We start from the raw sequence: 21,384 nt of genomic DNA on the forward strand, positions 1-21,384 counted from the left end.
TGTCACCGTCAGAACGGGTCACCGCCCCGGAAGCCGCAGCCACCGGAAGCCGCGGCCACCCGTATCCCGGAGTCAGCTCTCCGAAGCCGCCGTCTTCTTGGCAGCGGCCTTCTTGGCAGGTGCCTTCTTGGCGGCCGTCTTCGAAGTCGTCGTCTTCTTGGCGGCCGTTTTCTTGGCAGGAGCCTTCTTTGTCGCCGTCTTCTTGGCGGGGGCCTTCTTGGCGGTCTTCTTGGCCGGGCCCTTGGCGCGCTTCTCGGCGAGCAGCTCGAAGCCGCGCTCCGGAGTGATCTCCTCGACGCTGTCGCCGGACCGCAGGGTCGCGTTGGTCTCGCCATCGGTGACGTACGGCCCGAAACGGCCGTCCTTGACGACGACGGGCTGCCCGCTGACCGGGTCCGCGCCCAGCTCCTTCAGCGGCGGCTTGGCGGCCGCACGGCCACGCTGCTTGGGCTGCGCGTAGATCGCCAGCGCCTCTTCGAGCGTGATGGTGAAGAGCTGGTCCTCGGCGGTGAGCGACCGCGAGTCCGTGCCCTTCTTCAGGTACGGCCCGTAACGGCCGTTCTGCGCGGTGATCTCCACACCCTCGGCGTCCTTGCCGACGACCCGCGGCAGCGACATCAGCTTCAGGGCGTCGTCGAGCGTCACCGTATCCAGCGACATCGACTTGAACAGCGAGGCGGTACGCGGCTTGACGGCGTTCTTGCCCGTCTTCGGGGTGCCCTCGGGGAGCACCTCGGTGACGTACGGGCCGTAGCGGCCGTCCCTGGCGATGATCTGGTGGCCCGAGACCGGGTCGGCGCCGAGCTCGAAGTCGCCGCTCGGCTTGGCGAGCAGCTCCTCCGCGAGTTCGACGGTCAGCTCGTCCGGGGCCAGGTCCTCGGGCACGTCGGCGCGCTGGTGGTTCTCGGAGTCCTTCTCGCCGCGCTCGACGTAGGGCCCGTAGCGGCCGACACGGAGCACGATGTCGTTGCCGACGGGGAAGGACGAGACCTCGCGGGCGTCGATGGCGCCCAGGTCGGTGACGAGTTCCTTGAGGCCGCCGAGGTGGTCGCCGTCGCCGTTGCCCGCCTCGGCCGCGCCGGTCGCCTCGCCCTCGCCGAAGTAGAACCGCCTGAGCCACGGCACGGCCTGCGCCTCGCCCCGGGCGATGCGGTCGAGGTCGTCCTCCATCTTGGCGGTGAAGTCGTAGTCGACGAGCCGCCCGAAGTGCTTCTCCAGGAGGTTGACCACGGCGAACGACAGGAAGGACGGCACGAGCGCCGTGCCCTTCTTGAAGACGTAACCGCGGTCGAGGATCGTGCCGATGATCGACGCGTACGTCGACGGGCGGCCGATCTCGCGCTCTTCGAGCTCCTTGACCAGGCTGGCCTCGGTGTAGCGGGCCGGGGGCTTGGTGGCGTGGCCGTCGACCGAGAGCTCCTCGGCGGACAGCGGGTCGCCCTCGGCCACCTGCGGCAGCCGGCGCTCGCGGTCGTCCAGCTCCGCGTTCGGGTCGTCCGCACCCTCGACGTACGCCTTCAGGAAGCCGTGGAAGGTGATCGTCTTGCCGGACGCGCTGAACTCGGCGTCACGACCGTCCGCGGAGGTGCCCGCGATCTTCACGGTCACGGAGTTTCCGACCGCGTCCTTCATCTGGGAGGCGACGGTCCGCTTCCAGATCAGCTCGTACAGCCGGAACTGGTCGCCGGTCAGACCCGTCTCGGCCGGCGTGCGGAAACGATCACCCGAGGGACGGATCGCCTCGTGCGCCTCCTGCGCGTTCTTGACCTTTCCGGCGTACGTCCGCGGCTGGGCCGGGAGGTAGTCGGCGCCGTACAGCTGCGTGACCTGGGTGCGGGCGGCGGTGATGGCCGTCTCCGACAGGGTCGTGGAGTCCGTACGCATGTAGGTGATGAAGCCGTTCTCGTACAGCTTCTGCGCCACCTGCATGGTCGCCTTCGCACCGAAGCCCAGCTTGCGCGAGGCCTCCTGCTGGAGCGTCGTCGTACGGAACGGGGCGTACGGCGAGCGGCGGTACGGCTTGGACTCGACCGAGCGGACCGCGAAGTTCGTGTCCTGGAGGGCGGCGGCGAGCGCCCGGGCGTTCGCCTCGTCCAGGTGGAGGGTGTTGGCGCCCTTGATCTGGCCGAGCGAGTCGAAGTCACGGCCCTGGGCGACGCGCTTGCCGTCGACCACGGTCAGACGGGCGATCAGATTGGACGGGTCGCTCGCGTCGCCGGTGCGGCCGGTGCCGAAGGTGCCGGTCAGGTCCCAGTACTCGGCGGAGCGGAAGGCGATGCGCTCGCGCTCCCGCTCGACGACGAGACGGGTCGCCACGGACTGGACACGGCCCGCCGACAGCCGCGGCATGACCTTCTTCCACAGGACCGGCGAGACCTCGTAGCCGTAGAGGCGGTCGAGGATGCGGCGGGTCTCCTGGGCGTCGACCATGCGCTGGTTGAGGTCGCGCGGGTTGGCGACGGCCTCGCGGATCGCGTCCTTGGTGATCTCGTGGAAGACCATCCGGTGGACGGGGACCTTGGGCTTCAGGACCTCGAGGAGGTGCCACGCGATGGCCTCGCCCTCGCGGTCCTCATCGGTGGCGAGGAAGAGTTCGTCGGAGTCCTTCAGCAGGTCCTTGAGCTTCTTGACCTGGGCCTTCTTGTCAGCGTTGACCACGTAGATCGGCTGGAAGTCGTTCTCGACGTCCACGCCGAGGCGGCGCACCTCGCCGGTGTACTTCTCCGGCACCTCCGCGGCGCCGTTGGGGAGGTCGCGGATGTGCCCGACGCTCGCTTCGACGACGTAGCCGGGGCCGAGATAGCCCTTGATCGTCTTCGCCTTGGCAGGCGACTCGACGATGACGAGTCGGCGGCCGCCGTGTGCGGTGTCGCTGGTCGGGGACAACTTCGCTCTTCTCTCCGGTCGACGCGGGGGTCTCCCCGGGGCTTGCTCCCGGGGGTCGTGTCGTGCTGTCGCTGCGGAGTGTGACGGTACATCCCGCCCCCGTGTCAAACGGGAAAAGCCCGCAACGGCCACTCGAACGGTAACCCGACTACCGCCATTCCTGCCGCCCGAAGTGGCCACCAGCCGTTTCTGCCCCATCCGGAGGGTGACCTATCAATTACCCGCAGCCAGTGGGCCGGCAACCGGGGAGCGGGGCGTCACACGCGCGTGAAGCACCACGCGCCGAGCACGAGCGCGCCCGAGGCCGCGAGGGTCGCGAACATCGCCGATGCGACGGGGCTCACACCGAGGGCGACGGGCTCGCGCCGACGCGACCGCACCGCGGTCCACGTCAGCAGTCCGCCCCCGAACAGGGCGAACACCGCCCCCGCGAAGATCGCCGGTCCGCTTTCCATGGGTCTGTCCTTCCGCCCCGGGTACCCAGGGTCGGGAGGCTGGCACGCCCGGGAATCGGGCGGGCGACGCCACGGTGAACGCGGGGCGGACGGGGGCCCATGGGTCGCCATGGGGCGGTTGTGCCGTGCCGGTGGCCGCGCCTTCGCGGCCGGGCGTCCCGTCGTCTGCCCGGCAAGGCGTCCGCCGGACTGTGGCGAATCTGTCGTTCCGGCGGGGGCGGTTCGGGGCCCGGCACGTGGTCCGGCCGGGCGCCGGGCGCGCCGTGGGGGTGACCGACTCGACGCGAATACGTCGCCGGCTGCGGGCGGGGTCACGTAGCCGGGGACGGACGACCGCACGCCTCACCGGACGGCGAGGCAACCGCGCGTCACCCGGTCGGCTCGATGAACCCCTGCTCCACCAGGAGCCGGATCTGCGCCGGCGTCCGGTCGCGCAGCAATACCGGATCCTCGCCGACCAGTTGGGCGATGGCGTCGAGAATGCGCCCCGCGCTCAGCGTGCCGTCGCACACGCCCGCGAAGCCCGCGCCGACGGTGTCCACCTTGGTGGCCCGGCGCATCCCGCGGTGCTGGCGCAGCACCACGTGCTCCGGGTCCTCCGCTCCGGGCAGCCCGACCTGCTCCTGCACGACCTCGGCCACCAGCTTGAAGTGCCCCGCGAGCAGCGCCGCGTCGTCGTGGGCACGCAGATAGTCGACGCGCTCGAAGTGCGTGCGCACGGCGTCGCCGAGCGGCTGTTCCACGGAGTGGGGCCACTCCTCGACCGTGATCGAGGGCTGCGCGGCCGCCGCCTTGCGCAGCGTGATCCACCCGAAGCCGACCGCCCGCACCTTGCGCGCCTCGAACTCGTCGAGCCAGGCGTCGTACCGCGCCTGGTACTCGGCCGGATCGTTGCGGTGGTCGCCCGCGTCGCGCAGCCACAACTCCGCGTACTGCGTGACGTCCTGCACCTCACGCTGCACGATCCACGCATCACACCCGCGCGGCACCCAGGACCGGAGGCGGTCCTGCCAGTCCTCCCCTTCCACGTGCTGCCAGTTGGCGAGGAACTGCGCGTACCCCCCGTCGTTCAGCCGTTCCCCCGCCTGCTGAACGAGCGTGCGGCACAGATCGTCCCCGCCCATCCCGCCGTCCCGGTACGTGAGCCGGGCGCCGGGAGAGATCACGAAGGGCGGGTTCGAGACGATCAGGTCGTACGTCTCCTCGCCCACCGGCTCGAAGAGGGAGCCCTCCCGCAGATCGGCCCGCGGCGCACCGGAGAGCGCGAGGGTGAGCGCTGTCATCTCCAGGGCACGGGGATTGAGGTCGGTCGCCGTCACGCGCGTGGCGTGCTGCGCGGCGTGCAGCGCCTGGATCCCGGAGCCGGTGCCGAGGTCGAGCGCGGAGGCGACGGGCGTCCGCACGGTGATGCCGGCGAGCGTCGTCGAGGCCCCGCCCACACCGAGTACGACGCCTTCGTCCCGGCTGCCGATCCCGCCGGCGCCACCGACCGCGCACCCCAGGTCGGACACGATGAACCAGTCCTCGCCGTCCGTCCCGCCGTACGGCCTGACATCCACGGTCGCGGCCACCTCGTCCCCGCCGACCGCGGTCAGCCACCCGCTGTCCAGACAGCCGGCGACGGGCAGTACGTCGGCCACGCGCGCGTGGGGCACGGGCTGCTGCAACAGGAAGAGCCGTACGAGCGTCTCCAGCGGCGTGTCCCCGCGGGTCGCCCGGAGCGCGGGAACGGTCTCGCTCCGCGCCAGCGCCGCGTACGCGGGAGCGCCGAGCAGGTCGAGCATCCCGTCGACGGTGAAGGAGGCCCCGAGCAGGGCCTCACGCAGCCGCGCGGCAGCTTCGGGACGATCGGACGAGGGCAACGGGGGCAGGCTGCTGTGACTCACCCGTCCATTGTCACCCGCAACGCGTCACCGGGCCGTCGGGCCGCCCGAGCGCGGACAGCGACGATCACCGCACGACACGCACCTCACGCCGGGCGCACCGCGCCCAAGCGCATCGCACACACCCCACGCCGGGCGCACGACACGCACCTCACGCCAGGCGCACCGCGCCCAACCGCAGCGCACGTACCTCACGCCGGGCGCACCACATGCACCTCACGCCGGACACACCGCGCCCAAGCGCATCGCACGTACCTCACGCCGGGCGCACCACACGCACCTCACGCCAGGCGCACCGCGCGCAAGCGCAGCGCACTCGCCACGGGCAGGGCGCACCGCACGCGGCACACGCCGGGCGCACGTCGAGCACGCTCGCGCCCCGAGGCCGGCCTCGCGCCCCACGCACCCCGCACCCCACACCCCGAAGCGGCGCGCCCAGGCGCCGTCAGGTGCGCCCAGGGAGCCCTGGATCCACCCCCGGCGCCCAGGGACCCGGGACCCCGCGGAGGGCCCCCAAACCGAACCTCACCCCTTGGTGGCCCCAGCCCCAGCCCCCGTCGAAGCGGACGCGGACTTGCAGCTCTCCTGCTTCGCCATCGCCTTGCCCACGTCTCCCTCCTCGAGCTTCTTCAACGCGTCGTTCCCGCTCTTGCTCAGCTTGTCGAGCTGGGTGGCGATGCCCTTGAGACCGTCGGCGAACTTCGCCTGGTCCTTGGTGTCGAGCCCGTCGACCTGCTTCTTCAGGCCGGCATACGACGAGGAGATGCCGTTGAGTTCGTTGACCGCGTCCGTCTGCTTCTTCTTGCCGTTCTCGACGTCCGGGGCCCCGGCCTTGTCGACGGCCCCGCCGATCGCCTTGTAGGCGTCGGACATGTCCTGGAAGGCCTTGGAGTCGGTCGACTGGACGGCGGCCGGCGTGCTGTTGTCCGAGGTCTCCTTCTGGATCGCGGCGTTGGCGGCCTCGATCTTCTGCGCCTGCGGCTGCACCGCGTCGCAGACCTGCTTGGCCCAGGAGTTCAGCTTGTCGTTGTTGCCGCTGTCGCTGCTGCATCCCGACAGCGCCATCACCAGTACCGCACCGCCGGACACAGCGGCCGCGAGCTTCTTGTTCACCGGATTGGTCCCTTCCATGGCTCTCGGCCCCGGAACATACACGCCAAGTGGGCGACAACCCCGTGTCCAACGTCCGCTTTATGCGTTATTGCAGCCATTTGCACCAGAGAGAGAAGGCTCACGGAGAGGGCGTGCACACACACGGACGGGCGGGCGGCACGTCAATGCGCGCCGCCCGCCCGCCTGTTGGCCGGTATCCCGACCAGCGATGAAGTCCCGTGAGCTACGAAACCACCGCAGGATCAGCTGACTTGGCCACCCTCTCCGAGTTGTCTTCGTCACCCACGGCGATACCGCGCCGCTTGGAGACGTACACCGCCACCACGATCACGAGCAGCGAGAGCACCGCGATGAGGACGCGCATGCCCACGCTCTTGTCGTCGCCGTAGGAGAACTTGACGACCGCGGGCGCGATCAGCAGCGCCACCAGGTTCATCACCTTCAGCAGCGGGTTGATCGCGGGACCGGCGGTGTCCTTGAACGGGTCGCCGACCGTGTCGCCGATCACCGTCGCGGCATGGGCCTCGCTGCCCTTGCCCCCGTGGTGACCGTCCTCGACGAGTTTCTTCGCGTTGTCCCACGCACCGCCGGAGTTGGCGAGGAAGACCGCCATCAGCGTGCCGGTGCCGATGGCGCCCGCGAGGAACGACCCGAGCGCGCCGACCCCGAGCGTGAAACCGATCGCGATCGGGGTGAGCACGGCGAGCAGACCGGGAGTGGCCAGCTCGCGCAACGCGTCCTTGGTGCAGATGTCGACGACGCGCCCGTACTCCGGCTTCTCGCTGTAGTCCATGATCCCGGGGTGCTCGCGGAACTGCCGCCGCACCTCGTAGACCACGGCCCCGGCGGACCGAGACACCGCGTTGATCGCCAGCCCCGAGAAGAGGAAGACGACCGCGGCGCCCGCGATGAGACCCACCAGGTTGTTGGGCTGCGAGATGTCCATCATCAGGTTCAGCGGCGCGCCCGCGCCGGAGACCTTCTCGCCCACGTCGTCAGCGGCCGTGAAGATCGCGTCGCGGTACGACCCGAAGAGCGCCGACGCCGCGAGTACGGCGGTGGCGATGGCGATGCCCTTGGTGATGGCCTTGGTGGTGTTGCCCACGGCGTCCAGGTCGGTGAGCACCTGCGCGCCCGCGCCCTCGACGTCACCGGACATCTCGGCGATGCCCTGCGCGTTGTCGGAGACCGGCCCGAAGGTGTCCATGGCGACGATGACGCCGACCGTGGTGAGCAGTCCGGTGCCGGCCAGCGCCACCGCGAAGAGCGCCAGCATGATCGACGTACCGCCGAGCAGGAACGCCCCGTACACGCCGAGACCGATCAACAGGGCGGTGTAGACGGCCGATTCGAGACCGATGGAGATACCGGCGAGGACGACGGTGGCCGCGCCGGTGAGCGAACTCTTGCCGATGTCCCGGACGGGACGGCGAGTGGTCTCGGTGAAGTAGCCCGTCAGCTGCTGGATCAGCGCGGCGAGCACGATGCCGATGGCGACCGCGATGAGCGCGAGGACCCGCGGGTCGCCGTCGTTGCCGGCGATGGCCTTGTCGGTGACGCCGTCGAGGTCGCCGTACGTGGACGGCAGATAGACGTAGACGGCCACGGCCACCAGGACCAGTGAGATCACCGCGGAGATGAAGAACCCGCGGTTGATCGCGGACATCCCACTGCGGTCGGAGCGCCGGGGCGCCACCGCGAAGATGCCGACCATCGCCGTGAGTACGCCGATGGCCGGCACGATCAGCGGGAACGCGAGCCCGGAGTCACCGAACGCCGCCTTGCCGAGGATCAGCGCGGCGACGAGTGTCACCGCGTACGACTCGAAGAGGTCGGCGGCCATACCGGCGCAGTCGCCGACGTTGTCGCCCACGTTGTCGGCGATGGTCGCGGCATTGCGCGGATCGTCCTCCGGAATGCCCTGCTCGACCTTGCCGACCAGGTCGGCGCCGACGTCGGCGGCCTTGGTGAAGATGCCGCCGCCGACACGCATGAACATCGCGATCAGCGCGGCACCGAGGCCGAAGCCCTCCAGGACCTTCGGTGCGTCGGCCGCGTACACCAGCACCACACACGAGGCGCCCAGCAGACCGAGCCCCACCGTGAACATGCCGACGACGCCGCCCGTGCGGAAAGCGATCTTCATGGCTTTGTGCGAGACGGCGGTGAGATCCTTTTCGGGCTCACCTTCCGCCGGGGTCGCTTCCCGTGCCGCGGCGGCCACGCGGACATTGCTGCGTACGGCGAGCCACATGCCGATATAGCCGGTGGTCGCCGAGAACACCGCACCGATCAAGAAGAAGATCGATCGGCCGGCACGCTGATTCCAGTCGTCCGCGGGCAGCAGCATGAGCAGGAAGAACACCACGACGGCGAAAACTCCGAGGGTGCGCATCTGCCGCCCCAGGTAGGCATTCGCGCCCTCCTGGATCGCCGTCGCGATCTTCTTCATGCTGTCGGTGCCCTCGCCGGCCGCGAGAACCTGGCGCACCAGGATCCCGGCGACCACGAGCGCCGCGAGCGCGACGATCCCGATCACCATCACGATGAGCCGGTTGTCGTCGGTCAGTACCGCGGCCGCGAGGGTTGAGGGGTGGTCAAACTGATGAGGGGTAGAAAGCCCCGCCATTCGTCCTCCTTGACGCCTGTGCTGAGCTCAAGATGTGGACGGATTGTAGGTACCGGAACCTGATCAAAACAGATGGCGGTAAGCGGAATTGGCCTTCACATGCTCTACAGCAAATGATCGGCCAGTACACACGGAACCCGAAAGCGGTAATGCCCTAAAAGCGTTGACGCTTGATCGAATAATCGCGTGATTGATCGTGAATCATTTCACGAAAAGGCCGGGAGCGGGCGCCGCGCACGCAAAAGGGCCCTGCTGAGCAGGGCCCTTGAGGCACTACGGGTACTTCGCTTGGGTTCTCCAGGGGGTACGACGGGAGGGTCAGGGAAGAGGCGGGCCGGGCGGCGTGGTCGGCCAGCTCATCCTGATCAGTCCGCCGTGCTCGCCGGCGGTCACCTCCACGTCGTCGACGAGGCCGCTGATGACCGCGAGGCCCATCTCGTCCTCCTCGGTCTCCGCGTCCGGTTCGTCGCTCGCACCGCGGGCGCCCGGCACCTTGTCTCCGGGAGCAGTCCGCGGCGCCTCGTCACCGACCTCGATGGAGAACTGCTTCTCCTCCTCGATCAGCGACACATGAACCGGCGCCGAGATGCCGCCGCTCTGATGCAGCCCGACGGCACGAGTACAGGCCTCGCCCACGGCGAGTCTGACTTCGTCGAGTACGGCCTCGTCCACTCCGGCCCTGCGCGCAACCGCTGCCGCCACCAGTCGGGCGGTCCTGACGTGCTCGGGCAGCGCGCTGAAGCGGAGTTCAACGGTGGCCATGCATCCCCCTAAGAACTACGGGCGTGCTGTCAGGGGGCCGGGCCGCCGAGACCCGGTCCCCCGTCCTTGCTTCTGCCGTCCTGGGCGCGCGACTTCTGCCGTCCGGTGGCTTCGCGGCCCGTCGGACGGGTCAGTCGGTGGCCGCCACCGCTTCCTCGACCGAGGTGTGGATCGGGAACACCTTGGTGAGTCCGGTGATGCGGAAGATCTTCAGAATGCGCTCCTGGTTGCAGACCAGACGCAGCGAGCCCTCATGGGCACGCACCCGCTTCAGGCCGCCAACCAGCACGCCGAGCCCGGTGGAGTCGAGGAAGTCCACACCTTCCATGTCGACGACAAGATGGAAATTGCCGTCGTTCACCAGCTCGACCAGCTGCTCGCGCAGCTTGGGCGCGGTATATACATCGATTTCGCCACCGACCTCGACGACCGTACGATCGCCGACGGTACGGGTCGACAGGGACAGGTCCACGGATCCTCCAGCACCTTGCTATCGAGCGGTCGCCCGAAGGGACACCTCGGCAGAGCCCCCGGGACGGTTCGCCAGCCGCGATGGCATTCAATCACTTACCAGCAGGCGTGCACGACGCCTTGGCTCCATTGTCCGTCACGCCAGTGACACACTCGGACCCGATGGCCAAGAATCACCGATCCGATGGATCCTCGGCGGACACCGCTTCCCGCCCCTCGCCGGGCACGGTCCTGGACCGGCTCGCCTCGGGGCCGAGCCGGGCTTCGCGCATCACTCATACGGAGCACTTGCCCCCACGTGCGGGTCGGCATGCCCTCTGGCCCGACCGGATCCGTCCGGAGGTCATCGCGGCGGTGCAGGCCTGCGGTATCGAACATCCCTGGGCCCACCAGGCACGGGCCGCCGAGCACGCCCTGGACGGCGAGTCGGTGATCGTCGCCACGGGCACGGCCTCCGGCAAGTCCCTGGCCTACCTCGCCCCGGTCCTGTCGGCGCTCCTCGACGGCTCCGAAGCCGCGAACGGCCGTGGCGCCACCGCCCTCTACCTCGCCCCGACCAAGGCCCTCGCCGCCGACCAGCGCCGATCCGTGAAGGAACTTTCACAACCCCTCGGCCATGCCGTACGCCCCGCCGTCTACGACGGCGACACGCCGGTCGAGGAACGTGAATGGGTGCGCCAGTACGCCAACTACGTGCTGACCAACCCCGACATGCTCCACCGCGGGATACTGCCCTCGCACGCCCGCTGGGCCTCCTTCCTGCGCTCCCTGCGCTACGTCGTCATCGACGAGTGCCACACCTACCGGGGTGTCTTCGGCTCCCATGTCGCCCAGGTGCTGCGCCGCCTGCGCCGCCTCTGTGCCCGCTACGGCTCCTCCCCCGTCTTCCTGCTGGCCTCCGCGACCGCCGCCGAGCCCTCCGTCGCCGCCGGCCGGCTGACCGGACTGCGGGTCGTGGAGGTGGTCGACGACGCCTCCCCGCGCGGCGAGCTCGTCTTCGCCCTGTGGGAGCCCCCGCTCACCGACCTGCACGGCGAGAAGGGCGCCCCCGTCCGGCGTACCGCCACCGCCGAGACCGCCGACCTCCTCACCGACCTGACCCTTCAGGGCGTACGGTCCGTCGCGTTCGTACGCTCCCGGCGCGGCGCCGAGCTGATCGCGGTGATCACCCAGGAACGGCTCGCCGAGATCGACCGCTCCCTCGCCCGGCGTGTCGCGGCCTATCGCGGCGGCTACCTCCCGGAGGAACGCCGCGCCCTCGAACGCGCCCTCCACTCCGGCGAACTCCTCGCCCTCGCCGCCACCACCGCCCTCGAACTCGGCGTCGACGTCTCCGGACTGGACGCCGTCCTCATCGCCGGCTACCCCGGCACCCGCGCCTCGCTGTGGCAGCAGGCCGGCCGGGCAGGCCGTTCCGGACAGGGCGCCCTGGCGATCATGATCGCCCGCGACGACCCACTGGACACCTTCCTCGTCCACCACCCCGAGGCCCTCTTCGACCAGCCGGTCGAGTCCACCGTCCTCGACCCTGACAATCCGTACGTCCTCGCACCCCACCTCTGCGCGGCCGCCGCCGAACTCCCGCTCACGGACGACGACCTGAAGCTCTTCGGCCCGGCCACCGCGGAACTGCTGCCGCAACTGGAAGCCGCGAAGCTGCTGCGCCGCCGGACCTCGGCATGGCACTGGACGCGCCGGGAGCGGGCCGCGGACCTCGCCGACATCCGCGGCGGTGGCGGCACCCCGATCCAGGTCGTCGAGTCCGGCACCGGACGGCTGCTCGGCACGGTCGACGCGGGCGCCGCGCACACCGCGGTGCACGAGGGCGCGGTCCACCTCCACCAGGGCCGTACGTACCTGGTGCGCAAGCTGGACCTGGAGGACTCCGTCGCCCTGGTCGAGGAGGCCGCCCCGCCGTACTCGACGGTCGCCCGCGACACGACCGCCATCTCCGTCCTGGAAACGGACGTCGAAGTCCCCTGGGGCGAGGGCCGGTTGTGCTACGGCTCCGTCGAGGTCACCAACCAGGTCGTCTCCTTCCTGCGCCGCAGACTCATCACCGGCGAGGTGCTCGGTGAGACCAAACTCGACCTCCCTCCTCGTACGCTCCGCACCCGCGCCGTGTGGTGGACCGTCACCGAGGACCAACTGGACGCGGCCCGGGTGAACCCGGAGATCCTCGGCGGCGCCCTGCACGCCGCCGAACACGCCTCGATCGGCATGCTCCCGCTGTTCGCCACCTGCGACCGCTGGGACATCGGAGGTGTCTCCGTCCCGCTGCACCCGGACACCCTCCTCCCCACGGTCTTCGTGTACGACGGCCACCCGGGCGGCGCGGGCTTCGCGGAGCGCGCCTTCCACACCGCCCGCGAATGGCTCACCGCCACCCGGCAGGCCATCGCCTCCTGCGAATGCGACGCCGGCTGCCCGTCCTGCATCCAGTCCCCCAAGTGCGGCAACGGCAACGATCCGCTGCACAAGCGGGGTGCCGTCCGGTTGCTCACGGTGCTGCTCCAGGGGGCACCGAAGCCGGGAGAGGGGGCGGGGGAGCAGTTGAGCCCAGAGGGCTCGGGTGAGCCTGAGGACTCGGGTGAGCCTGAGGGCTCGGGTGAGCCTGAGGGCTCGGGTGACCTTGAGAGCTCAGCTGACCCTGATAGCTCGGCTGGGCAGGACGCGCAGGGTTCGGGTGACCCTGATAGCTCGGCTGGGCAGGACGCGCAAGGTTCGGGTGACCCTGAGAGCTCGGCTGGGCCGGACGCGGAGGACTCGGTTGACCCGGACCAGCAGGGTTCGGGTGGTTCGGCCTAACAGGGTTCTGCTGGCCCGGACCCGCAGGGCCCGGTTAGCCCGCAGGCCCCGGTTGGCCCGGACCCGCAGCCCTCGGCTGGGCCGGACCCGCAGGGCCCGCTCTCGACCTGACCTCGGCGGCGAAAGGCCCCCGGCCCGATGCCGCCGTGACGTCCGAGATCTCGCCCTCGGTCGCACACCGGGCGAGCCGGGCGCCCTGGGCCCGCGCCACCCGCTCCGCCTCGGCGCAGGCCGCCGCAGCGCCCGTCCAGTGATCCGCGGCCGCCAGCGCGGCGAGGTCGGCGGCGCCCGCCGCGCGATGCCGGGTCACGACGGCCTGCCCCATGGCCAGTACGGCACCGAAGACCACGCACAACGCCGCGATCGCGCACACCACCCAGACGGTGGCCGAACCTCGGTCCGACGCGTTGAGGCGGGTGCTCTTGCCGACGCCGGGGCCGGGGGGATTGCCGGCGCCGGGGGCTTTACCGACGCCAGTGCCGGGGGGATTGCCGACGCCAATGCCAGGAGCTTTGCCGACGCCGGTGCCGCGAGCTTTACCGGCGCCGGTGCCGCGTGCCGTGTCGACACCGGACGCACTGTCGGCGCCGCTTCCGGAGCCTCCGGCGACACCGCCGCCGGTATCCAGCCCGTCACCGGTCTCGGTGCCAGGTCGCCCTCTCCTCATCACCCCGCCCCCACCGTCTCCTCGGCCAACGCCACGGCCTCGTGGCGCAGTTCGAGGGTGAGGCCGTCCGGACCGGGCGGGTGTGCCACGACCGCCACATGCACCAGGTCCCCGTCACGACTCACCGTCACGCGCGCTCCGCTCGGCGCCGCCTGGCGGGCCACGGCCACCACCGCGTCCGGGGGATCCTGCCGGGCCGCCGCCCGTGCCCCGGCCCGTGCCGCGTCCACGCACTGGATCTGCGCGGACGCGGCGAGCAGCGCCCAGACGAGGGCCATCGCGAAGAGCACGAGGGCGGGCAGCACCACCGCCGCCTCCGCCGTCACGAACCCCCGGTCCAGATCCCGCCGACGCCCAGCCCCCGGGCCCCACCGACGCCTGCGCCCACGCTCACGTCCGCTTCCGGGCAACGAACGCCCACCGTCACAGCCTGACGTCGAGCGCCCCACACCCCCACGCGCGGGCAGCCACAGCACAACCCGTCCGCCCCGGGAAGCTCCACACCCGTCACCGCCCCCGTCACATCCGGACATCGAGTGCCCGCCCCACGATGCCCTGCAACTCCGCGCTGACCTGACCGCTGGACAGCACCTTGTAGAGCGCCGCGGCGAATGCCACCGCCGCGATGACCCCCATCGCGTACTCGGAGGTGACCATCCCCGCATCCCTCCGTACCGCCCGCGCCCGACGCACCCTGCTCGCCAGGAAGGACACCCCTGCTCGTACTGCCTTGCTCATCTCAACCCCCGTAAGGTCCAGATCCGTTGGCCCGATCGCCAGGGATCACTCATCGCTGGTCAAAAACACTGTTGATCACTCGCTCGCACTTCCCCGTACGCCACCACCCGGGCGTTCGCCGTCTCGTCAGCCGCCACCCCCTCCCAGCACCCCTTCCGCCAGCCCGATCACCACAGGCAGCACTCCGACCGCGATGAACGCGGGCAGAAAGCACAGCCCGACCGGCGCGGTCACCATGACCCCTGCCCGGCGTGCACGCGCGGTGGCTGTTCGGCCCCACTCGGCGCGTGCCTCGGCGGCGAGCCGGGCGACAGGGCCGGCTGCCGGAACGCCCGACTCGTCCGCCCGTTCCAGAAGCCGGGCCAGCGAACCCGCACCCGGGAGGACGGCCAACTTGCGCCACGCTTCGGCCGGTTCACCCCCGAGACGGACCTCTGCCGCACCCTGCGCCAGCCGCTCCCCCACGGGTCCACGCAGCGCCTCGCCCACCGCTTGGGCCGCCGCCACGGGACTCGCCCCGGCCGCGATGCAGGCCGCCAGCAGATCCGCGGACAGCGGGAGTTGGCGTGCCGCCAGTGCCACCTCGTACTCCTCAGCCGGCCCGTCTCCCCGGCGCGATCTCCAGCGCCAGGCTCCGAAGCCGGCGACCAGCCCGACCACAAGGCCGGCAAGCCCGCCGGCCAACACCCAGCCGGCGCACACCACCCCGGCCACCGGCAGCCATCGCCGGACCGCACCCCCCGCCTGGAATCGCCGTCGCGCCGGAGCCGCCTCCAGAAGCAGCACCGTGGCCACTCTCCGGCGCACCCTCCGCTCACGTCCGACCGCGCCGACCAGCCACCAGACAGCCGCCGCCACGCACACCGCAACCCCCAGCCTGTGGACAACTTCCGCGCTCACACCGCCTCCGCTCCTCGTACGATCCTCAGTGCCCACCACAGCCCCACGCCTTCCAGCACCGCGCCCACCAGCAGACATCCCAAGCCCGGGGCGGTGTGCAGCAGCACGTGCAGTGGATCGGCGCCGAGCGCCGTGCCCAGCAGGAGGCCCAGTACCGGCAGTCCGGCCAGCATCACGGCCGTGGACCGGGCGCCGGCCAACTGGGCGCGCAGATCGGCACGTTGGTCCCGCTCGGCTCGCAGCGCCTCCTCCAGCCGGTCGAGACCGGCCGCCAGGCCGGCGCCACGGTCCACCGCCACTCGCCAGCACGCTGCGAGTCCCGACAGCCCGTCGGCGCCCGGTTGCCGGGCCGCGCCGGAGAGAGCTCCGGGCACCTCCCCGCCGAACCGCGCCGCCGCCAGCACCGCTGCCTGCGCCTCACCGAGCCCGCCCGAGTCACGTGCCGCGCGGAGCAGCGCCTCGCCCGGCTGCCGCCCGGCGCGGACCTCGCCCGCGAGCGCCCCGCACAGTGCGATGACCGCATCGCCCCGCCGCTGCCGCTTCCGCCTTTCCTCGCCGGCCCGTCGCACGCGCCCCAGCAGAGGCACGCCGAGAGCGCCGGCCAGCAGAGGCAGTACGGACGCGCCCAGCACCGCGATCACCAACCCGGCGACTGCGGACCACCATTCGGCCCGCAGCCGTCCCCGCAGCCGCCGTACGCCTGCGACGGCCCGCTCCCACGGCGAGGGCCCGTTCTCCAGCACCTCGCCACCCGCGCACAGCAGCCGAGCCCGCCACGCCGCCGTGTCCCGGCCGCCCATCAACCAGGCCGCCGCTCCCGCACACGCCATGGCCGCCCCCACCGACATCTCACCGATCGCCGTAGTCATCCCGGCCCCCGTCCCCGTCCACAACTCGTCCGCCCCTCAACTCCACCCCGCCGTCGCGGCCCCTCGGCCTCGCGCTCCCCTCGCTCCCCCCGCTCCCTTCGATCCCGGACCGGAGCAGCCCCCGCAACCGCTCCCATCCCCGCTCGTACGCGAACGCCTCCGCGCCCCAGCGCAGCGCGGGCACCGTCACCACCAGCCCTGACGGATCCCGCTCCAGCACATGCACCTCGGCGATCCGCCGCCGCCCGGCCCGGTCCCGTACGAGATGCAGGACCACGGAGAGCGCGGCGGCCAACTGGCTGTGCAGGGCGGCCCGGTCGAGCCCCGCGGCCGTACCCAGGGCCTCCAGCCGGGCCGGGACCTGCGCCGCCGCGTTCGCGTGGACCGTCCCGCAGCCGCCTTCATGGCCGGTGTTCAAGGCGGCCAGCAGGGACACGACCTCAGGCCCCCGGACCTCTCCGACCACCAGCCGGTCCGGTCTCATGCGCAGGGCCTGGCGCACCAGGTCCCGCAACTCGACCAGCCCGACACCCTCCTGGTTCGCGGGCCGCCCCTCCAGACGGACCACGTGCGGGTGCTCGGGCCGCAGCTCGGCCGAGTCCTCGGCGAGCACGATCCGCTCGCCGGGGCCGACCAGACCCAGCAGCGCACTCAAAAGCGTCGTCTTACCGGTGCCCGTGCCTCCGCTGATGAGGAAGGACAGCCGGGCATCCAGCAACGCCCGCAACACCCGGTCCCCGCCCGGCGGGACCGTCCCCGCGGCCATCAGCTCGTCGAGCGTGAATGCTCTCGGCCGTACGACGCGCAGCGAGAGGCACGTGGAGCCGACCGCGACCGGTGGCAGCACGGCGTGCAGCCGGGTGCCGTCCGGAAGCCGGGCGTCCACCCAGGGCCGGGCGTCGTCCAGCCGTCTGCCGGCCACGGCCGCCAGCCGCTGCGCAAGACGTCGTACCGCCGCCGCGTCCCGAAAGGAGACGGTGGTCAGCTCCAGGCCGCCGCCCCGGTCCACCCACACCCGGTCCGGCGCCGACACCAGGACATCGGTCACCGACGGGTCGGCGAGCAACGGGTCCAGGGGGCCGCTGCCGACCAGCTCGGAACGCAACGACTCGGCCGCGCCCAGCACTTCGGTGTCGCCGAGCACCCGCCCCTGTTCACGCAACGCCTGCGCCACTCGCGCGGGTGTCGGCTCGGCACCGCTCTCGGCGAGCCACTGCCGCACACCGTCCAGTAGGTCCGTACCCGCCTCCGAAGCCGGGCCCGTCCCCGTATACGAGCCGGTGCGCCCGCCGGGCCCCCGGCCCGAGCCGCCGAACCCCCGGTCCAAGCCGCCGGAGCCCCCGTCCGATCCCGGGTCCCAGCTCATACGCCCGCCCCCTCGACCGGAACCCGCTCCCAGAAGGCGGTACAGAAGCGGGCGAGCGGTCCGCGCGCCGCGCCTCCCGGCGGGAGACCCTCGTCCAACCGCTGGGGCTCGGAGGGCACTTCACCGACCAGCGGGAGCCCGAGCAGCCGGGCCACCTCGCGGTCGTCGAGCCCAGGGGCGTACGGACCGCGCACCGCTACGCGCAGATCGCGCAGCACCATGCCGAACACCGACGCCACCCGTCCCGCGGATGCGATGGCGCGCAGCTCGGCCGGGACCACCAGCACGCCGAGGTCGACCTGGGCGAGTGCCTCGGCGACGCCCTCGTCGATCCGGCGCGGCAGGTCGACGACGACCGCACCTCCGCGCCGTCGGGCCGCGGCCAGGACGGCCCGGACCGCCGGGGCGGGAACGGTGACCGAGTCGCCGCGGTCCCAGCTGAGGACCCGCAGCGCGTGCAGCTCGGGGAGTGACTCCTCCAGGGCGCCGCCGCCGACCCGGCCGCGCGAGGCGGCGAACGCGGGCCAGCGCAGGCCCTCCGCCGTCTCACCGCCCAGGAGGACGTCGAGTCCGCCGCCCAGTGGGTCCGCGTCGACGAGCAGGGTGCGCCGGCCCTGGCGCGCCGACGTCACGGCGAGGGCGCAGGCCAGCGTGGACGCCCCGGCGCCACCGCGGCCGCCGATCACGCCGACGGTGAGCGCGGGCCGGCCGGCGCCTTCGGCCACGTCGGCGATGCGGTCGACCAGCCACCGCTCCCCGTCGGGCAGCATCAGGACGTGGTCGGCGCCGATCTCGACGGCTCGCTGCCAGACGCCGGAATCGTCCTGATCCCGCCCAACCAGCACCACTCCCCTTCTGCGCCTGGCGCCGCGCACCCGGCGCGCCGCGTCGTCGCCGACGAGGACGAGCGGGGCCGATTCCCAGCCACCTCCGCGCTCCGGCACCCCGGGATGGACTTCCGCTCTGGCGCCCGCCGCCGCGCACAGGCGCAGCAGGTCGTCCAACAGCTCGGCGTCCTCGGTGACGATCAACGGTCCGCCCTGCCGCCCGTCGGCGGTGGGCGTACGGCCGTGTGTGATGGCTCCCGCCACGATCTCCAGCCCCCTTCACTGCTGCGTCAGCGGGGCCCCGACGACCCCGCGATTGCCGCTCATGTGAAGCACCGGCAACCGGTCTCCATATGAACGGCCGATACGAACCGGCCAAACGCGTCCGACAAACGGAACCGGCCATGGAACTTGCCGGCTGCGGGACGCGCTGGAATCACGGTGCAGCGATCCGGAAAATCGTGTGGATCTTGGTCGATAACTGTGGACAACTCAGTGGTTGTGAATATCGCCTTCACCCATACCGGTGGCCCGTGTGCGACTTCCACAGAGCAGCGCCACAGCTACACAGAGTGATGGATCACGGCGCGCGGCGCGAGGGAACGAAGGCGGCACGCGGCCGCTCAGAGGGTCCTGAGAGTCGGGGAGAAACGCACCCGGACATGCGACGACCCCCGCCGGGGGGGAGAGCGGGGGTCGTCCCCACGGTCCGACTCGGGGGGGGAGGAGCCAGACCGGGTTAGCACGGTCGCGAACGATCCGTGACTTCCATGGTGTACCCGAGAGCCCTCTCAGGCAAACCCACGCGCCACACACTACGCCGAATGGTGGGCGCCTATGCTCAGGCTCGTGGAAAACCACTCCTTGCCCCGCACAGCTGCCTTCTTTGACCTGGACAAGACGGTCATTGCGAAGTCGAGCACGCTCACGTTCAGCAAGTCGTTCTACCAGGGCGGACTGATCAACCGCAGAGCCGTACTGCGTACCGCATATGCCCAGTTCGTGTTCCTGGCGGGCGGCGCCGACCACGACCAGATGGAGCGGATGCGCCAGTACCTGTCCGCGCTGTGCCGGGGGTGGAACGTCCAGCAGGTCAAGGAGATCGTCGCCGAGACCCTGCACGCCCTGATCGACCCGATCATCTACGACGAGGCCGCCTCCCTCATCGAGGAGCACCACAGCGCCGGCCGCGACGTCGTGATCGTCTCGACGTCCGGGGCCGAGGTGGTCGAGCCGATCGGCGAACTGCTCGGCGCGGACCGGGTCGTGGCGACTCGGATGGTCGTGGGCGACGACGGCTGCTTCACGGGGGAAGTGGAGTACTACGCCTATGGGCCGACGAAGGCCGAGGCGGTGAAGGAGCTGGCCGCGTCGGAGGGGTACGACCTCGATCGCAGCTACGCCTACAGCGATTCGGCGACCGATGTCCCCATGCTGGAGTGCGTCGGCCACCCCCATGCGGTGAACCCGGACCGCGCGCTGCGCCGCGAGGCGATCGCCCGGGGCTGGCCGATCCTGGACTTCCACCGTCCCGTCCGGCTGAAGCAGCGGCTGCCCGGGCTGTCGGCGCCGTCCCGTCCGGCGCTCATCGCGGCGGCCGCAGTCGGCGCGGCGGCGGCCACGGCGGGGCTCGTCTGGTACGCGAGCCGGCGGCGAGCGACGGCGATGTGATTCCCCACGCACGCGTGGACGCATTCCACCGTCCATAACTGCGCCCGATTCACACCTGTTTGAAGGTAAAAGTAAAGAAGTACTACGAGGGCTTCCGCTTCCTGCGGACCCGGAGTACAAAGGGGTTAACGGCCCGCGAGACCAAGGACATCCGAGAGGATCACCTTTAAACGCAACCAGGCCCCACGGACCGAGCATGAACACCAGGCACCCACGCGACGTCGACCCGTCGATTACGGGCCAGCCGCACCAGGTGACGGGCCACAGTTCCCGACCTGATGGGCAATATTTCGAGGACGCATGGTAACCGGGTGAACATGCCAGCGGCGGTACGAGAATTCGTACCGCCGCAACCCTGTTCAGTGAGTTTTTCGCCCTCTACGGAGAGGGCGATTCCGCGTCTTACGCGGCTCCGCGCTGCAGCGCCTCGCACACCGCCGTCGACTCGCGCGCGCCCAGTTCCGTCGCCTTGCCGCAGTGGGTGATCCAGGCCGCCATGCCCTCCGGGGTGCCGGAGGCATAGCCGTCCAGGGCCGCCACATAAGCGGCGCGGCCGAGTTCCCCGTGGCCGACCTCGGCCGGGCAGACGGACTTCGGGTCCAGACCGCTGCCGATCAGGACGATGCGCTCGGCGGCGCGCGCGACCAGGCCGTTGTGCGAGCCGAAGGGCCGCAGCGCGAGCAGCTCCCCGTGGACGACGGCGGCGGTCACCAGTGCGGGGGCGGAACCGCCGGCGATGATCAGCCGGGAGAGACCTTCGAGGCGGCCGGCGACCTCGTTCGCGTCCGGCAGCGGCAGCTCGACGAGCGGTTCGTCGACCGGCTCGCCGTCCTGGCGCGGGCGCCCGACCGCGTCCCCGTTGTCGGCGGCGGCCACCAGATGCAGCCGCGCCAGCACCCGCAGGGGTGACTGCCGCCAGATGGACAGGAGTTGGCCGGCCTCGGCGGTCAGCCGCAGGGCCGCGCCGACCGTCCGGGCCTCGTCGTCCGCGCTGAAGTCCGCGCGCCGGCGCACCTCTTCCAGCGCCCAGTCGGCACCCGACAGCGCCGCGGAACCGCGCGCCCCGCGCAGCGCCGCCTCGGACGTGATCTCGTTACTGCGACGGCGCATGATCCGGTGCCCGTAGACCCGGTCCACGGCCTTGCGCACGGATTCCACGGACCCGGCCACGCCTGGCAGCGTGCCCAGGGCCGCGAGCGGATCTGCGGTCGCGCCTGTCGTACTCATGAGTACGACCCTACGCGCCCGCCCGTTCACCTGGCCTTCACCCCTCGTCGGGCTCCGCACCCGCTTTGCCGGGCCCACCCCACGAAGGAGTGGATTTCTCCCCGACCACGCG

At 71.3% G+C, this 21,384-nt stretch carries 16 protein-coding genes and 1 pseudogene; 2 read left to right on the top strand and 15 right to left on the bottom strand.

The window, feature by feature from the left end:
• Positions 1–72 precede the first annotated feature (72 nt).
• The 7 genes from topA to bldG all read right to left on the bottom strand — a co-directional run bounded on the left by topA (position 73) and on the right by bldG (position 10,200).
• Positions 73–2,886, bottom strand: coding sequence for a type I DNA topoisomerase (gene topA, locus ACFVYF_RS32985; protein WP_389461356.1), 2,814 nt, complete (start codon positions 2,884–2,886; stop codon positions 73–75).
• Between the two features lie 257 nt (positions 2,887–3,143).
• Complete coding sequence (locus ACFVYF_RS32990; RefSeq protein ID WP_389461358.1) at positions 3,144–3,341, bottom strand: hypothetical protein; 198 nt, start codon at positions 3,339–3,341, stop codon at positions 3,144–3,146.
• Between the two features lie 368 nt (positions 3,342–3,709).
• Positions 3,710–5,227: a methyltransferase gene (locus ACFVYF_RS32995; protein ID WP_389461359.1), complete on the bottom strand. Its 1,518-nt coding sequence runs from the start codon at positions 5,225–5,227 to the stop codon at positions 3,710–3,712.
• A gap of 522 nt (positions 5,228–5,749) precedes the next feature.
• Entirely contained in the window at positions 5,750–6,355 is a 606-nt protein-coding gene (locus tag ACFVYF_RS33000; protein ID WP_389461361.1) for a small secreted protein, read from the bottom strand.
• A gap of 205 nt (positions 6,356–6,560) precedes the next feature.
• Positions 6,561–8,966: a sodium-translocating pyrophosphatase gene (locus tag ACFVYF_RS33005; protein WP_389461363.1), complete on the bottom strand. Its 2,406-nt coding sequence runs from the start codon at positions 8,964–8,966 to the stop codon at positions 6,561–6,563.
• Positions 8,967–9,284: 318 nt separating this feature from the next.
• Complete coding sequence (locus ACFVYF_RS33010; RefSeq protein WP_389461365.1) at positions 9,285–9,728, bottom strand: ATP-binding protein; 444 nt, start codon at positions 9,726–9,728, stop codon at positions 9,285–9,287.
• A gap of 130 nt (positions 9,729–9,858) precedes the next feature.
• Complete coding sequence (gene bldG, locus ACFVYF_RS33015; RefSeq protein WP_010986038.1) at positions 9,859–10,200, bottom strand: anti-sigma factor antagonist BldG; 342 nt, start codon at positions 10,198–10,200, stop codon at positions 9,859–9,861.
• Positions 10,201–10,280: 80 nt separating this feature from the next.
• On the opposite strand from bldG, the gene ACFVYF_RS33020 reads away from it, so the two are divergent.
• A complete protein-coding gene (locus ACFVYF_RS33020) occupies positions 10,281–13,007 on the top strand; it encodes a DEAD/DEAH box helicase (protein WP_389461367.1) in 2,727 nt (908 codons plus the stop codon).
• A 34-nt stretch (positions 13,008–13,041) separates the two neighbouring features.
• On the opposite strand, the pseudogene ACFVYF_RS33025 reads toward ACFVYF_RS33020, so the two are convergent.
• The 7 genes and pseudogenes from ACFVYF_RS33025 to ssd form a co-directional block, all read right to left on the bottom strand.
• A pseudogene (locus ACFVYF_RS33025) lies at positions 13,042–13,410 on the bottom strand (Rv3654c family TadE-like protein); the annotation flags it as partial.
• A 263-nt stretch (positions 13,411–13,673) separates the two neighbouring features.
• Positions 13,674–14,015: a TadE family type IV pilus minor pilin gene (locus tag ACFVYF_RS33030; protein ID WP_389461415.1), complete on the bottom strand. Its 342-nt coding sequence runs from the start codon at positions 14,013–14,015 to the stop codon at positions 13,674–13,676.
• 178 nt (positions 14,016–14,193) lie between these two features.
• Positions 14,194–14,412, bottom strand: a complete 219-nt coding sequence (locus ACFVYF_RS33035; protein WP_389461369.1) for a DUF4244 domain-containing protein — start codon at positions 14,410–14,412, stop codon at positions 14,194–14,196.
• A 126-nt stretch (positions 14,413–14,538) separates the two neighbouring features.
• Positions 14,539–15,312 carry a type II secretion system F family protein gene (locus ACFVYF_RS33040; RefSeq protein WP_389461371.1) on the bottom strand — a complete coding sequence of 258 codons (774 nt, stop codon included), beginning with the start codon at positions 15,310–15,312 and terminating at the stop codon, positions 14,539–14,541.
• Positions 15,309–16,181: a type II secretion system F family protein gene (locus tag ACFVYF_RS33045; RefSeq protein WP_389461372.1), complete on the bottom strand. Its 873-nt coding sequence runs from the start codon at positions 16,179–16,181 to the stop codon at positions 15,309–15,311. Before ACFVYF_RS33045 ends, ACFVYF_RS33040 begins: the two co-directional genes overlap by 4 nt.
• Positions 16,162–17,547, bottom strand: a complete 1,386-nt coding sequence (locus ACFVYF_RS33050) for a TadA family conjugal transfer-associated ATPase (RefSeq protein WP_389461374.1) — start codon at positions 17,545–17,547, stop codon at positions 16,162–16,164. The genes ACFVYF_RS33045 and ACFVYF_RS33050 overlap by 20 nt, the downstream gene beginning before the upstream one ends.
• Positions 17,544–18,638, bottom strand: coding sequence for a septum site-determining protein Ssd (ssd, locus tag ACFVYF_RS33055; protein ID WP_389461375.1), 1,095 nt, complete (start codon positions 18,636–18,638; stop codon positions 17,544–17,546). The genes ACFVYF_RS33050 and ssd overlap by 4 nt, the downstream gene beginning before the upstream one ends.
• A 573-nt stretch (positions 18,639–19,211) precedes the next feature.
• On the opposite strand from ssd, the gene ACFVYF_RS33060 reads away from it, so the two are divergent.
• Positions 19,212–20,045 (top strand): HAD family hydrolase, encoded by an 834-nt coding sequence (locus ACFVYF_RS33060; RefSeq protein WP_389461377.1) that lies wholly within the window; start codon positions 19,212–19,214, stop codon positions 20,043–20,045.
• Between the two features lie 402 nt (positions 20,046–20,447).
• Here the strand turns inward: ACFVYF_RS33060 and ACFVYF_RS33065 are convergent, their stop codons facing one another.
• Positions 20,448–21,272, bottom strand: a complete 825-nt coding sequence (locus ACFVYF_RS33065; RefSeq protein WP_389461379.1) for an oxidoreductase — start codon at positions 21,270–21,272, stop codon at positions 20,448–20,450.
• Positions 21,273–21,384 lie beyond the last annotated feature (112 nt).

The organism is Streptomyces sp. NPDC058274 (assembly GCF_042881375.1).
Classification (GTDB): domain Bacteria; phylum Actinomycetota; class Actinomycetes; order Streptomycetales; family Streptomycetaceae; genus Streptomyces.